Here is a 14,044-nt window from a genome sequence, read left to right on the forward strand (position 1 = left end):
GAAGCTGCGCTTGGCAAGATCGATCGCGAGAATGTGAACGTCAGTCATGTGCTCCTCCTTCTCCAGCGCACTGTCGCGCCGGTCAGGCATCATACGATGCCGGGCGAAGGGGGCATCCACCCCATCAACTCAGGACGTGATGCAGGGCTTCGTCACCACCCCGATCGCGCAGGCGATCGCGACCGCCAACGGCATCGAATATCTCACCTCCACCTCGACTCAGGGCAAGAGCCATATCCAGGCCAAGCTGGTGCTCAACGCCAATGCCGACCGCTCGATGACCGAGGTGCTGGCCAAGATCCAGCAGGTCAAATACCGGCTGCCGACCGGCGCCAACGACCCGGTGATCACCAAGATCACCGATGGCGCGTCGGGCATCCAATATGTGGCGTTCGTCAGCGACACGCTGACCATTCCGCAGATCACCGATTTCGCCACCCGCATCGCCCAGCCGCAGATCACTGCCGTGCCCGGCGTCGCCTCGGCCGAAATCGGCGGCGGGCAGACGCTGGCAATGCGCATCTGGGTCGATCCCGGCCGGCTCGCCGCGCGCGGCCTGTCGGCGAGCGATATCTCGGCGGCGCTCCGGGCGAACAATGTCCAGGCCGCGCCCGGCCAGCTCAAGGGCGCCGACACCGCGGTCAACATCACCGCGGGCACTGACCTGACCGGGATCGAGGATTTCCGCGCCTTGGTGGTCAAGAGCACCCCGACCGGCCCGGTCCGGCTTGGCGATGTCGCGACGGTCGAGCTTGGCGGGCAGAATTACGACAGCAAATCGGTCACTAGCGGGCACCGGTCGGTGACGATCGCGATCTCGCCCACCCCCGACGCCAATCCGCTGGAGATCGTCAAGGCGGTGAACGCGCTGATCCCCGGCGTACAGCGTGTCGCGCCCCCGGGATTGAAAGTGTTCAGCCAGTTCGACGTCGCGCATTTCGTCAATGCGGCGATCGATGAGGTCACGCACACGCTGATCGAGGCGATCGTGATCGTGGTGATCGTGATCTTCCTGTTCCTCGGCTCGGTCCGCGCGGTGATCATCCCGGTGCTCACCATCCCCTTGTCGCTGGTCGGCACGGCGGCGCTGATGCTCGCCTTCGGCTTCTCGCTCAATCTGCTGACCTTGCTCGCGATGGTGCTGGCGATCGGGCTGGTGGTCGATGACGCGATCGTGGTGGTGGAGAATATCCACCGCCATATCGAGGAAGGCCTGTCGCCGGTGCAGGCGGCCCTGGTCGGCGCGCGCGAGATCGTCACGCCGGTGATCGCGATGACCATCACGCTCGCTGCGGTCTATACGCCGATCGGCCTGATGGGCGGCCTGACCGGCGCGCTGTTCCGCGAATTCGCCTTCACGCTGGCCGGCGCGGTGATCGTCTCCGGTGTGGTCGCACTGACTCTGTCGCCGATGATGAGCTCATGGCTGCTGCACGGAAAACTGGCCGAAGGCCGCTTCGCCCAGGCGATCGAGCACCGCATGAGCCGCGTGACTCAGGGCTATGACCGGTTGCTCGGCCGCACCCTTGCCGCACGGCCGGCGGTGCTGGCAGTCGGTGCCGCGGTGCTGGTGGCGATCGTCGTCCTGTTCACCGGCGCGCAGCGCGAACTCGCACCGCAGGAGGACCAGGGCTATGTCTTCGTCGCGACCAAGGCGCCGCAATATGCCAATATCGAGTACACCTCGCGCTACACCGCGGATGTCGAACGCCTGTTCCGCGCCCTCCCCGACTATGTCAGCAGCTGGTTCGACAATGGCGGCAGCAGCGTCAATAACGGCTTTGGCGGCGTGATCCTCAAGGAATGGAGCGACCGCGCCGAAAATGCCGATACCGTGCAGGCGAAGCTCAATGCGCAAGGCTCGGCCATCACCGGCATTTACGCGACCGCGTTCCAGCCCGCCCCCCTGCCCGCCTCGAGCGGCGGCTTGCCGGTGCAGATGGTACTGCGCTCGTCCGACGAATTCCCGGCACTCTACGGCGCGCTGGAGAAGATCAAGGGCGCGGCCTGGGGCAGCGGGCTGTTCGCCTTTGTCGACAGCGATCTCGCCTTTGACAGCCCGGAGGCGCGCATCACGATCGATCGCGCCAAGGCCGGCCAGGTCGGCGTGACGATGGAGGCGATCGCCGACACGCTCGCCGTGCTGGTCGGCGAGAATTACACCAACCGCTTCAACTGGCACGACCGCTCCTATGACGTGATCACTCAGGTGCCACAGGGGCAGCGCCTGACCCCCGACAGCCTGGGCCGCTTTTACGTCAAGGCGGCGTCGGGCACGCTGGTCCCGCTCTCGACCGTGGTGCGCGTCGATATGCGGCCCCAGGCCAATATGCTGCCGCAGTTCAACCAGATGAATGCGGCGACCTTGTCTGCCGTGCTCGCGCCCGGCGTGACCATGGGCCAGGCGGTCGCCTTCCTGAAATCACAGGAACTGCCGCCCGGCGCGACGGTCGACTGGCTCGCCGACAGCCGCCAGTACGTCACCGAGGGCAACCGGCTGACCATCTCCTTCGCCTTCGCGCTGGTGGTGATCTTCCTGGTGCTCGCCGCGCAGTTCGAAAGCTTCCGCGACCCGCTGGTCATCCTGGTCACCGTGCCGCTGGCGGTATGCGGTGCGCTGGTGCCGCTCTATCTCGGCTATGCCACGCTCAACATCTATACCCAGATCGGCCTGGTCACGCTGATCGGCCTGATCTCGAAACACGGCATCCTGATGGTGACCTTCGCCAACGAGATCCAGAAGCATGACGGGCTCGACCGGGTCGCCGCGATCCGCCGCGCCGCCGCGGTCCGGATGCGGCCGGTGCTGATGACCACGGCGGCAATGGTCGCCGGCCTGTTGCCGCTGCTGTTCGCCACCGGCGCCGGCGCGGCGAGCCGCTTCGCGATCGGGATCGTGGTGGTGATGGGCATGCTGATCGGCACCTTGTTCACGCTGTTCGTCCTGCCGACGGTCTACAGCCTGATCGCGCGCGATCACCGTGCCGAGGCGATAAGTGCGCGCGAGCGCGAACTGGCGGCAGCGGAGGTGGCCCATGCGTAAGTTGATCCTGATGCTGCCGCTGCTGACGGCGGCCTGCGCGGTCGGCCCCCATTATATCGCGCCGCCATCGCCGGTGGCCGCCGCCGGGCCGTTCGTCACCAGTCCCGCCGGGGTCGATGCCGGCGCAGCGCTGCCCGATGACTGGTGGCGGCTCTACAATGATCCGGTGCTTGACGGCCTGATCCGCCAGGCCTTTGCGGCGAACACCGATTTGCGCGTCGCGGTCGCCAATCTGGCGCGGGCGCGGGCGATCCTCGGCGAAGCGCGATCGGCACGCCTGCCGGGCACCAATGTCTCGGGCGGCGTTTCCTATGGCGACGCCATCCAGGGCGGTGGCGGTCAGGCAGGCGGTGGGCAGCAAAGCGAGCAATTCTCCTACAATGCCGGCCTGTCGGTTGCGTGGGAGGCCGATCTGTTCGGCCGGGTCGGCCGCACGATCGAGGCGGCCCGCGCCGATGCCCAGGCGATCGAGGCGGTGCGCGACAGCGTGCGGGCCACCATCGCCGCGGAAACCACCCGCGCCTATCTCGATGCCTGTGCCTATGGCGATGCCGCCGCGATCGCCCGCGCTTCGCTCAAGACTGCCGAGGACGGCCTGCGCGTGGTGACGGCGCAGGAAAAGGCCGGGTCAGTCGGCAAATTCGATGTCGAGCGTTCGGCAACCACGGCCGCCAACGCCCGCGCGGCGATCGCACCGTTCGAGGGCCGGCGCCGCGTCGCTTTGTTCGAACTCGCCGCATTGATGGGCGAAACACCGTCGGGCATTCCGGCGGCGGCCGCCGCCTGTGTTCAGGTGCCGACGCCGATCGCCGCCCTGCCGGTCGGTGACGGCGCGGCATTGCTGCGGCGCCGCCCGGACGTTCGCGAGGCCGAACGACGGCTGGCCGGCGACACCGCGCGGATCGGGGTCGCCACCGCCGACCTGTTCCCGCGAGTCACGCTGGGCGGATCGGGCAATTTCTTCCGCAATGACGATGTGAAGGGCAGCAATTCCTTCTCCTTCTCGCTTGGGCCACTCCTGTCCTGGAGCTTTCCCAACATGACCGTCGCGCGGTCGCGCATCGCCCAGGCAAAGGCGCAGGGCGACGCCTCGCTCGCCGCCTTTGACGGCACGGTGCTGACCGCGCTCAAGGAAACCGAACAGGCACTGGCCAGCTATGCTGCCGAAGGCGACCGCAACCGCGCGCTGGTGGAGGCCAGGACCCGGGCGGAGAATGCCTATCGCATGGCCGAAGCGCGCTATCGGTCGGGATCGATCTCGCTGCTGGACAGCCTGGTCTCGCAGCGCGACCTGATCGACGCGCGCGCGGCGCTGGCGCAATCCACCCAGCAACTGAGCTCGGCACGGGTCGATCTGTTCAAGGCACTGGGCGGAGGCTGGCAGGCCCCGGCGGGCTGACGATCGCGCGCCGGGCTTGACACGTCAGGCATGGCGTACGAACCGTGAACGGACATCAGCGCCGCGGGAGCCGGTCATGGACGGGAATGGGCATCATTATCTGATCTTCGCAACCGCCGCCGGCTATTGCGGCATTGCGTGGAATCAGGTCGGCATCACCCGCTTCCAGCTCCCGGACTCCAGTGCGGAGGCAACCGAGCGCAATCTGCTGCGCCGCCTCCCCCGTGCCGAACGCGGCATCGCCTCGCCGAAACTGCTCGATCTGGTCGCCGCGGTGAAGCGCTATTTCGAGGGCGAGGAAATCGACTTTTCCGGCGTCACGCTCGACATCGGCGAGCAGGAGACGTTCTTCGAGCAAATCTATGCCGCCGCGCGGCAGGTCGGCTGGGGCGAGACGACCACTTATGGCACGCTGGCGAAAGAGCTTGGCGCCGGGCCGGAGGCCGCGCGCGATGTCGGTCAGGCGATGGCGCGAAATCCGGTGCCGCTGATCATCCCGTGCCACCGCGTGCTGGCGGCAGGCGGCAAGGTCGGCGGCTTCTCGGCGCCGGGCGGCTCGGTGGCGAAAGCGCACATGCTTGAGCTGGAGGGCGTGCATCTCGGGCCGCCGCCGCCGGCGCAGCAATCATTCGATCTCTAGCCATCTCCCACCCAGGTTGCGCGCCTCTGCCGACTTCATGAGCGAGAGGTCCTTCGCGACATACGCGGGTGAGATATCATTAACTAATTGATATATAATGATATTACTAGCACGTTCAGCCGAACGGCGACGAAAAGATATGGCACAACCGGTGTCCCATATCTCTCGCCGCCCACCCCCTTTTCTGCCCGGTCATGCAGTGACGCGGCGGCGAAAAGATACGGCACAACCGGTGTCCCATATCTCTCACCGCCCACCTCTTTCTGCCCGATCCTGCAGTTTCGCAGCGACGGACGGATATGCCGGAACCGGTGTCCCATATCTCTCACCGCCGCCCCTTCAGGCCCGTCCCGGCAGCGCCGTCACCGTCGGCGATTCAACCACGACACAGGATCGGGCATCTCATCTCTTGCCGGACTGAACCGGCACGCTCTTTCTTATTGTCGGAAAAAAAACAGCATTGCCGCGGCACCATCGTGCCAGGCTCTCGCGCCTGATCAGTTTGGTGCAATGCGATCAATCGCTGCGCCGGCCATATCCTCGATCAGCGTACGGACCGCCTCAGCCGATCGCGCCGGGATGAGCATCCGGAACATGGCGAAGCTGGTCAGCGCGAAAATCAGATCGACCGTCTCGCATTGCATCTCGGCAGACGCAGCGGGCGCGATGCGCGAGACGAGTATTTCTAACGATTTCCGTCGGCGGCCATGGCGCTCGGTCAGTATCTGATCGAATTCGGCATCAAGCACGGCCGCATCCTGCAGCCGCGCAACCGCGGGATCGCCGCTCCAGAATTCGCAGAAAATCCCGATCAGCTGATTGAGCCCGCGCCTGGGATCAGCATCGGTCCTGACCTCCCGCAACCGGGACAGCCGCCCGCGTTGCGCAATCTCGTCGAACACGGCCTCCAGCAGCCCGCGTCGTGACCCGAACTGATGATAGACGGTCAACCGCGTCACCCCCGCCACCTTGGCCACCGCCTCCAGTGAGAAGCCGGCCACGCCCGATTCTTCACGCAACAAGCCGGCCGCAGCCTCGATCACACGGTCGCGCTTCTCGGCCGCCGCCGCGGTCCGCACCAAACTGACATAGGAACGCGTCGACATTGCTGCCTCTTGGAATTCTACTATACACACTGTATAGATAATTTAAGCACGAGCCACAGCCCAAGCGGAGTCATGACATGCAGCAAATTCTGATGATAGCTTTGTCCCTTCACATTCTCGCCGCCGTCTTCTGGGCGGGTTCCACCTTCACGCTGGCGCGCAGCGGGGGCGTCGGGGCCGAGCAGCTGTTCCGCCCGCAAATGGGCGCGGCGACCGTCGCCGTCCTGTCGGGCATCTATCTCTGGCACAGCGTGCATCAAGGAACGTTCGGGACGGCGGAAACCTGGCTGGCGGTCGGCGCCGTCTGTGCACTCGTCGCCGCTGCCGTGCAGGGGTTCGGCGTCGGTTCGGCGGTCAGGGCCTTGCGCAAGGCCGAGGGTGGTGATCCGGCCGCGCGGTCGCGCATCACGGCGGCCTGCCGGCTCGCGGCCATCTTGCTTGCGGTCACGACAATATCGATGGCCGCGTCGCGTTACGCCTGACGCGCGTTTCTTACGACCATCGCAACGATCGTTTCGAACAGCTCGTCCCGCGCCTGAGCCGCGCTGATCTCCCCGGTCACCGCGGCATGGGACAGCGCCTCGGCCGCACCGAGCATCGCCCACAGGCCTGGCAAGGCGATGGTTCCGGTGCCGCCGAAGGGCGCGAGGACGATCCGGCACTTCTCGATGAAACCGACCTCGTAATCGCGCTTGATCCGCTCGAGTTCGGGCGAACTGGCCAGCGCCGCGATCACGCCGGGGATCTCCCGCCCCTGCAGCAGCACGCATTCGACATAGGACGATGCAATCACCGCCGCCTTGCTCCTCAGGCTCGGCTCGCTGGCGGCAAGCGCGGCATCCATCAATGCCGTCTGGCGCGCATCGAATTCGCGGTAAAGCGCCGCGAGCAACCCGCCACGCGTGCCGAAATGGTCATAGACCACCGGCTTGGTGACGCCGGATTGCTCGGCAAGCCGGCCAAGTGTCAGCGCCTCGGTCCCTTCATCGCTGATCAGCCGCCACGCCGTGTCGAGCAGCTGGCGATGCCGGTCTTCGCGCGACAAACGCCGCCGGGGCGCATCGGCAGCCAATTCTCCAGCCTGATTGCTTGGCATTGATAATATACCAACGGTAACTTACTAAAGGTATATTACACTAGACCGGTCGCCTGCGATCGGCAAGCAGGAGTATCCGTCATGCACGCGCTCATCGTCGTCGCTCATCCCGATCCGGGTTCGCTCAGCCACAGTGTCGCCGCGCATGTCGCGCAGGGTGTGACGCTGTCCGGCCCTGATCACTCGGTCGACATCGCCGACCTGATGGCGGAAGGGTTCGATCCGCGCTTCACCGCGGCCGATCTCGCGGTACATCGCCGCGAAGCGCCGCCCCCTGCCGATGTCGCGGCGGAGCAGGCGCGGATCGATCGTGCCGATGCGCTGGTGCTGGTCTTTCCGGTTTATTGGTGGTCGATGCCGGCGCTGCTCAAGGGCTGGATCGACCGGGTATTCGCCAATGGCTGGGCGTTCGACTTCAACCTGGACCAGCCACTCGAGAAGAAACTCGGCCGCCTGCGCGTTCACCTCATCGGCGTCGGGGGCGCCGATACGGGAACCTATGGCCGGCACGGCTATGCCGACGCGATGGCGACCCAGATTGACCACGGGATCTTCGACTATTGCGGCGCCCGCGTGGTGACCTCGGAGCTGCTGCTCGATTCGGAAACGAGCGATCCTCTGGCCCATCTCAACGTCGCGCGCGCCATTGGCCGCACGCTGTTCGATCTGCCCGAACACAGTACGGCCAGGGCAGCCTGACCGGTCAGATCGTCACGACGATCTTGCCGAACTGCGCGTTCGATTCGAGATAGCGATGCGCCTCGACGATCTCGTCGAACGCGAAGATCCTGGCGATGACCGGCCTGAACGCCCCCGATGCCAGGCCATCGAGAATGAACGCCTTGGCCGCCGCGAGGCGCGCCGGATCGCCAAGGATCTCGTGAACCAGATACCCGCGCAGCGTCAGGCTTTTGCCCAGCACGGTGAACAGCGGGAACGGGGTCGGCTCCGAGCTCAGGCCGCCATATTCGAGGAGGATCCCGCCCGGTGACATCGCCACCGTCAGCGGTTCGAATATCGGCCCGCCGACCGGGTCGAACACGACCCTTGCTCCCCCGGGGCCGACGATCTCCCTCAGACGGGCCTCCAGATCCTCCTCGGCAGCAGCGATGACATGCGCCGCCCCGACGTCGATCAGGGCCTGTCTTTTGGCGGATGTCCGTGTGACCGCAATGGCGGTGGCGCCAACCCGATTGGCAATCTGGATCGCGGCGATCCCGACGCTGCTCGACGCCGCGGTGATCACGACAAACTCCCCGCAGCCGAGTTTGGCGATGTCGATCAGTGCGCCATAGGCGGTAAGATAAGCCATCCACACCGCCGCCGCCTCTTCCCAGCCCAGCGATGACGGATGCTTGACGACAAGGTTGGCCGGATAGGTGATCACCTCACCATAAGCCGGCCAGCGCACCATCGACACGGGCGGGATGACGCTGACGGCATCGCCGGGCGCGACTCCCTCGACGCCCTCCCCGACCCGCTCAACCACCCCTGCCGCTTCGAGGCCGAGACCGGACGGCAATGTCGGGGATTCGATATAGGTGCCCGCGCGCATCAGCGCCTCGGCGCGGTTGAGGCCCAGCGCCCTGACGCGGATCTGCACTTCGCCCGGGCCGGGCGCGGGGATATCGGCAGTCTCGATCCGCAGCACCTCGGGACCACCATATTCGTGAAAGCGAACCACGCGCGCCATTGGGCAACTCCAAATCAGATGAACTGAATTGGATATGATATGGGAGCATGATTGGATAAATGGTGGCTAAAGCTCAACAGTAGTAACCAGGGGTTCCGAATATGGATCGACTCACCAGCATGGCGGTGTTCGTCAAAGCGGTCGATCTTGGCTCGTTCGCTGCCGTGGCCGATGCGCTGGATCTGTCCGGGCCAATGGTCGGCAAGCATGTCCGGTTTCTCGAAGAGCGGCTTGGCGTGCGCCTTCTCAACCGCACCACGCGCCGCCAGAATCTGACCGAGTTCGGACGCGCTTATTATGAGCGCTGCCGCATGATCCTCGCCGAGGCAGAGGCCGCGGATGCGCTGGCGGCCGACCAGCTGTCCGAACCGCGCGGCAAGCTGCGCGTCACCATGCCGGTCCATTTCGGGCGGCGCTGCGTCGCGCCGATCCTGCTGGACCTTGCGCGGCGCTATCCGGCGCTGGAGCTCGATCTGTCGATGAACGACCGCTTCGCCGACCTTGCGGAGGACGAATATGATCTCGCTATCCGCACCGGCGAGCTGGAGGACAAGGCGGGATTAATCGCCCGCCGCGTCGCGCGCCAGCGCATGATCGTGTGCGCATCGCCATCCTATCTCGACCAGCATGGCACGCCACAGCGGCTGGACGAGCTCGGCAGTCACGCCGCGATCATCTATCGCCGCTCGGGCCGGGTCCGCCCCTGGCTGTTTCCGCAAGGCGATCAGCCGCCGGTCGAGATCATGCCGGCCGGCCGGCTGCAGCTCGACGACCTCGACGCCATCGCCGATGCGGCGGTCATCGGCATGGGGCTGGCCTGGCTGCCCTCCTGGCTGGTGCGCGACCGCATCCGCGCCGGCACGCTGGTTCAGCTTTTGCCGGAACAGCCGGAATTTCCGTATGATTGCCATGCGCTATGGCTGCAGACTCCGCATCTGCCGCTGAAGGTCCGCCTGGCCGTCGACGCGCTGGCGGCTGCCTTACCCGGCGTTACGGCCTGAAAGACGGCTCACATCGGCGGCATCTTGTCGAACGTCGGCAGCGCCGGATCGAGTTGATCCCAGACATGCCCGCGGACGGCATAGGTCACCATTTGCGGCACGTACCGGCTCGGGTCATCAAGGCTCGCGGCGTGGATCGTGAAGAAGTCGGGCATGGCCGAGAAGGTCAGATAGACCGGCGAGCCGCAGGTTGGGCAGAAGCTGCGCGTCTTCACATTGCCGCTGTCGCCCACGATATCCCAGTGCGCCGCTTCGCCGGCGAGCGTCACATCATCGCGCTGGGCGAAGGTCAGATAGGATCCGTGCCCGGTCCCGCTCTTGCGCTGGCAGTCGCGGCACTGGCAATGGTTCGATACCATCGGCTCGGCCGAGATTTCATAACGAACCGCGCCGCACGCGCAGCCGCCGGTATAGGCGTCGCTCATCTTTTCTCTCCTGGGGTGGATCTTGGGTGCGCCGGGTCGGCGCTTATTCCGGCTCGCCCGCGATCGCGCCGACATTGCGGATCACGCCCTTCCAGCCATTGCTCATGCTGGCGAAAGCGGAGTCGTTCTTCGGCGTCACAAAGCCGGAATGGACCAGACGAAGCCGCGTCCCACCCTCCGCTTGCGACAGTGTCAGCGACACCACGGTATCGAGCTTCGATCCATAGCCGCTATTGCCTTCATCCCCGCCCTTCCAGGCAAAGACGAGGCATTCGTTGGGAATCGCCGCCAGCACTTCGCAGCGGATAAGACCATCCCACGCACCGGCCGGCGTGGTCTGAAACGTGAACTGGGTGCCCTTCACCGGCTCGAACCCGGTCGGCACCATCAGCCAGCGGCCCATCAGGTCGCCACTGGCCAGGGTCTTCCACAGTTTTTCCGGCGGATGCGGAAAAACCTCGTCGACCACGATCTCCTGCGTGTCGGATTTCTGCAAAATGTCACTCATCATCGATTTCCTTCAAAAGCGTGCGGAGATTGGTGAAGCGCTCGCGCCAGAAGACGCCGTAATGGCGCATCCATTCGGCCAGCGGCGCGAGCCCGTCGGGCTGAGCGCGATAAAAGACTTTCCGCCCTTCCGGCCGCTCGACCACCAGGCCGGCCAGCTTCAGCGACTTGAGATGCTGCGAGATCGCGCCCTGCGTTACGCCGCTGCCTTCAGTCAGTTCAGCGACGCTGATCTCGTCGGTGCTGACGACACGTTCGAACACGGCACGCCGGGTTGGGTCGGCGAGCGTGCGCATGATGGCGTCGATGGAGGCGGCTTCAGTCATGCCAACCAATTAGTGAATGCTAATTGATTAGTCAATACTAATTTGTTTCCTCCACCGATAATACATTCCGTCTTCCTAATAGACAGTTTGTCTCAACCGTTATACCGCCGCTCAATGCCCAATCTGGATTCGTTCATTCCCGTCGCCAATGCGATCGCCATGGTTTTCCAACCGCATGTCGAGGCGGTCATCCACGATCTGGCCAAAGGAACCGTGCATCATGTCGCGGGAGGCTTGTCCGGCCGGGCACCGTTGGGCGATTCCCTGACTGACCTGAGTGACATCGAGATCCTCGACCGACCGGTCATCGGCCCCTATCTCAAAACCAATTGGGATGGCCGGAAGCTGAAATCGATCACTGCCGTTCTTCCCGGCAAGGATAAGCGGCCAATTGGTCTGCTGTGCATCAATGTCGATATCTCGATGCTCGAGACGCTTCGGGCGTTGACGCGAGACTTTCTCTCCTACCAGGAAACCGCCGAACGCCCCGCCGCCCTTTTCCATCGCGACTGGCGGGAAGAGGCCAATGAGCTGGTCGGGCATTTCGTCTCGATACGCGGCGCCACGCCCGGTGCGCTGAGCGCCGACCAGCGCCTGACGTTGATCGGCGAACTCGACGGTCGGGGATTGTTCGATGTGCGCACCGCCGTGCCATACATCGCGCAGCTGCTGAACCTGTCGCGTGCCACACTCTACAAGGCGCTGAAGGCCGCACGCGACACTGCGCCCGCCCCGACATCGTGCCGCTAGCCAATCGAGGATCGACAATGCCCGCCCTGCAGGATTTCCGCCTCGAAACCTATTTCTCCAAATGGGAATTCAGGGCGCGCTTCCATCTCACTGCTTCGGATGCGCAGAGCATGACGCTGCGCGAGCTGCTCGACCTGGCGGATCCGCAGGATGTGGCCGCGTTTGATGCGATGTGGCTCGGCTATACCGAGACGTTCGGCGCGCCCGACCTGCGCGCCGAGATCGCGCGGACCTATGACGTCCGCGCGGCCGACGATATTCTGTGCTTCGCCGGTGCCGAGGAAGGGCTTTACGTCGCGGCCAATGTCCTGCTCGCGCGCGACGACCATGCGATCGTGGTGACTCCCAATTATCAGGCGGCCGAGACCGTCCCGCTCTCGATCTGTGCCGTGACCGGCGTACCGCTCGATCCGGCGAGCGGCTGGAATCTCGACCTCGACCGGGTCGCCGCGGCGATCCGACCGAACACAAAGCTCATCTCGATCAATTTCCCGCATAACCCGACCGGCCGCATCATCGCACGCGACACGCTCGACGGGTTGATCGCGCTCTGCCGCCGGCACGGCATCTGGCTGTTCAGCGATGAAGTCTATCGCCTGCTCGGCCCCGATAGCGACCGGCATTTGCCTCAGGTCGCCGACCTGTACGAACGCGGCCTGTCGCTCAACGTGATGTCGAAGGCCTATGGCCTGCCCGGCCTGCGTATCGGGTGGATCGCCTGTGCCGACCGCGACCTGCTGGTCCGCCTGGAGCGGATGAAGCATTATCTGTCGATCTGCAATTCGGGACCAAGCGAACGCCTGGCGGTCATCGGCTTGCGCGCGCGAGACCGCATCCTCGCCCGCAACAACGCGCTGGTGCGCGACAATCTCGCCCTGTTCGACGCCTTTTTCGACGATCACCGGCACCTGTTCGACTGGACCCGCCCCGATGGCGGCTGCGTCGGCTATCCGCGCTGGACCGGTCCCGGGTCAGTCGATGCCTTCGCCACCAAGCTGGTCGAGGAAGCCGGCGTGCTGGTGCTGCCATCGAGCATCTACCGATCCGATCTGGGACCGACGCCAACCGATCGTTTCCGTATCGGCTTCGGCCGCGCTGGCCTCCCGGAAGGCCTAGCCGCCTTTCGCGGCCATCTTGCCCAGCTCTGATCCGGTTCGACGCGATCGGGCGAACGCACCTGGCGAAACACCGATCCGCCGGCGAAACGCGGTGCTGAAGGCACTGGCGGACTCATAGCCAATCTCTTCGGCCAGGCGATCGAGCGGCTTTCCACCGCGGCTCAGGGCATCCTGCGCCAAGGCCATGCGCCAGCGCGCAAGATATTCGATCGGCGCGCAGCCAAGCGTTTCGACGAAGCGGACCGCAAAGGCCGAGCGCGACATGCCGGCCAGTTGTGCGAGGTCACCCACCGTCCATCCGGCCCGAACATCGGCATGGATCGCACCCAGAACCTTGGCCAGAGCCGGGTCCCGCATGCCCGCCAGCAACCCGGCTGGCAGGCTATCTCCATCGATGCCCTGCCAGCGCAGACATTCCACCAGCATGATTTCCAGCAGCCGCGCCAGGATCATGTCCCGGCCCGGCCGGTCCGCCCTGCATTCCTCCATGATCAAGTCGATGACGCGCGACAGCCGCCCCGTACCGCCATTGGCCGCACGGACATGGATGATCCCCGGCAGCAGCGCGAGCAGCAATGGCGCATTGACCGGCTCGATCTGAAACGCGCCACCAAGCATCCGGAAATCGGATTCGCCTTCCGGGTCGCCGTGGCGAACTTCGGTGTCTGACGGCGTACCGGCGACGCAATCGACACCCGGCCGGCTGAACATCGCAAAGGCCGGCGTGGACGGCAGCAGCACGAAATCGCCCCGCGCCAGCAGCACCGGCGGCGCCTTGTCGATCGCGAGCCAGCATTGCCCGTCAAGAACGATAGCGAATCCCGGCTGCCGATAGGCGGCATAGCGGACACCCCAATCCCCACGCCCGGTGATCGGCTTGGAAAGCACCGTGTGCGGACGAAGCAAGGAGATGATGTCGCTGAGCGGATCCATTTTGGAC

General features: G+C 65.1%; 15 protein-coding genes. 8 read left to right on the forward strand and 7 right to left on the reverse strand.

The features are described from left to right. Positions 1-139 precede the first annotated feature (139 nt). The 3 genes from ACRECS_RS13550 to ACRECS_RS13560 all read left to right on the forward strand — a co-directional run bounded on the left by ACRECS_RS13550 (position 140) and on the right by ACRECS_RS13560 (position 5,082). The gene (locus ACRECS_RS13550) at positions 140-3,043 is read left to right on the forward strand and encodes an efflux RND transporter permease subunit (protein WP_431583496.1); all 2,904 of its coding nucleotides are present in this window, start codon (positions 140-142) and stop codon (positions 3,041-3,043) included. Further along, on the forward strand, positions 3,036-4,442 hold the full coding sequence (locus tag ACRECS_RS13555; protein ID WP_431583497.1) for an efflux transporter outer membrane subunit: 1,407 nt from the start codon (positions 3,036-3,038) through the stop codon (positions 4,440-4,442). Before ACRECS_RS13550 ends, ACRECS_RS13555 begins: the two co-directional genes overlap by 8 nt. A 76-nt stretch (positions 4,443-4,518) precedes the next feature. Then, positions 4,519-5,082 carry a methylated-DNA--[protein]-cysteine S-methyltransferase gene (locus ACRECS_RS13560; RefSeq protein WP_431583498.1) on the forward strand — a complete coding sequence of 188 codons (564 nt, stop codon included), beginning with the start codon at positions 4,519-4,521 and terminating at the stop codon, positions 5,080-5,082. Positions 5,083-5,579: 497 nt separating this feature from the next. Here ACRECS_RS13560 and ACRECS_RS13565 read toward each other — a convergent pair whose 3' ends face one another. Further along, the gene (locus ACRECS_RS13565; RefSeq protein WP_431583499.1) at positions 5,580-6,188 is read right to left on the reverse strand and encodes a TetR/AcrR family transcriptional regulator; all 609 of its coding nucleotides are present in this window, start codon (positions 6,186-6,188) and stop codon (positions 5,580-5,582) included. A 92-nt stretch (positions 6,189-6,280) separates the two neighbouring features. Between ACRECS_RS13565 and ACRECS_RS13570 the strand changes: the two genes are divergently transcribed. Then, complete coding sequence (locus ACRECS_RS13570) at positions 6,281-6,670, forward strand: hypothetical protein (RefSeq protein WP_431583500.1); 390 nt, start codon at positions 6,281-6,283, stop codon at positions 6,668-6,670. On the opposite strand, the gene ACRECS_RS13575 is transcribed toward ACRECS_RS13570, so the two are convergent. Beyond that, positions 6,661-7,260, reverse strand: a complete 600-nt coding sequence (locus ACRECS_RS13575) for a TetR/AcrR family transcriptional regulator (protein WP_431583501.1) — start codon at positions 7,258-7,260, stop codon at positions 6,661-6,663. The genes ACRECS_RS13570 and ACRECS_RS13575 overlap by 10 nt on opposite strands. Positions 7,261-7,365: 105 nt before the next feature. Between ACRECS_RS13575 and ACRECS_RS13580 the strand changes: the two genes are divergently transcribed. Further along, positions 7,366-7,983 carry an NAD(P)H-dependent oxidoreductase gene (locus ACRECS_RS13580; protein WP_431583502.1) on the forward strand — a complete coding sequence of 206 codons (618 nt, stop codon included), beginning with the start codon at positions 7,366-7,368 and terminating at the stop codon, positions 7,981-7,983. A 4-nt stretch (positions 7,984-7,987) separates the two neighbouring features. Here ACRECS_RS13580 and ACRECS_RS13585 read toward each other — a convergent pair whose 3' ends face one another. Next, positions 7,988-8,977: a zinc-dependent alcohol dehydrogenase family protein gene (locus ACRECS_RS13585; protein ID WP_431583503.1), complete on the reverse strand. Its 990-nt coding sequence runs from the start codon at positions 8,975-8,977 to the stop codon at positions 7,988-7,990. 101 nt (positions 8,978-9,078) lie between these two features. Between ACRECS_RS13585 and ACRECS_RS13590 the strand changes: the two genes are divergently transcribed. Continuing rightward, complete coding sequence (locus tag ACRECS_RS13590) at positions 9,079-9,978, forward strand: LysR family transcriptional regulator (RefSeq protein ID WP_431583504.1); 900 nt, start codon at positions 9,079-9,081, stop codon at positions 9,976-9,978. A gap of 8 nt (positions 9,979-9,986) precedes the next feature. Here ACRECS_RS13590 and ACRECS_RS13595 read toward each other — a convergent pair whose 3' ends face one another. The 3 genes from ACRECS_RS13595 to ACRECS_RS13605 are packed head-to-tail and all read right to left on the reverse strand — an operon-like array spanning position 9,987 to position 11,236. Next, positions 9,987-10,403, reverse strand: a complete 417-nt coding sequence (locus ACRECS_RS13595; RefSeq protein WP_431583505.1) for a GFA family protein — start codon at positions 10,401-10,403, stop codon at positions 9,987-9,989. 43 nt (positions 10,404-10,446) lie between these two features. Further along, the gene (locus ACRECS_RS13600) at positions 10,447-10,911 is read right to left on the reverse strand and encodes an SRPBCC family protein (protein WP_431583506.1); all 465 of its coding nucleotides are present in this window, start codon (positions 10,909-10,911) and stop codon (positions 10,447-10,449) included. Beyond that, positions 10,904-11,236, reverse strand: coding sequence for an ArsR/SmtB family transcription factor (locus ACRECS_RS13605; protein ID WP_431583507.1), 333 nt, complete (start codon positions 11,234-11,236; stop codon positions 10,904-10,906). Before ACRECS_RS13605 ends, ACRECS_RS13600 begins: the two co-directional genes overlap by 8 nt. 114 nt (positions 11,237-11,350) lie before the next feature. Here ACRECS_RS13605 and ACRECS_RS13610 point away from each other — a divergent pair, with 114 nt between their 5' ends. Beyond that, positions 11,351-11,986: a helix-turn-helix transcriptional regulator gene (locus tag ACRECS_RS13610; protein WP_431583508.1), complete on the forward strand. Its 636-nt coding sequence runs from the start codon at positions 11,351-11,353 to the stop codon at positions 11,984-11,986. A gap of 17 nt (positions 11,987-12,003) precedes the next feature. Beyond that, positions 12,004-13,134, forward strand: coding sequence for an aminotransferase class I/II-fold pyridoxal phosphate-dependent enzyme (locus ACRECS_RS13615; protein ID WP_431583509.1), 1,131 nt, complete (start codon positions 12,004-12,006; stop codon positions 13,132-13,134). Here the strand turns inward: ACRECS_RS13615 and ACRECS_RS13620 are convergent. Further along, entirely contained in the window at positions 13,099-14,037 is a 939-nt protein-coding gene (locus ACRECS_RS13620; RefSeq protein ID WP_431583510.1) for an AraC family transcriptional regulator, read from the reverse strand. The genes ACRECS_RS13615 and ACRECS_RS13620 overlap by 36 nt on opposite strands. Positions 14,038-14,044: the final 7 nt, after the last annotated feature.

The organism is Sphingomonas sp., assembly GCF_050725575.1.
GTDB lineage: Bacteria > Pseudomonadota > Alphaproteobacteria > Sphingomonadales > Sphingomonadaceae > Sphingomonas.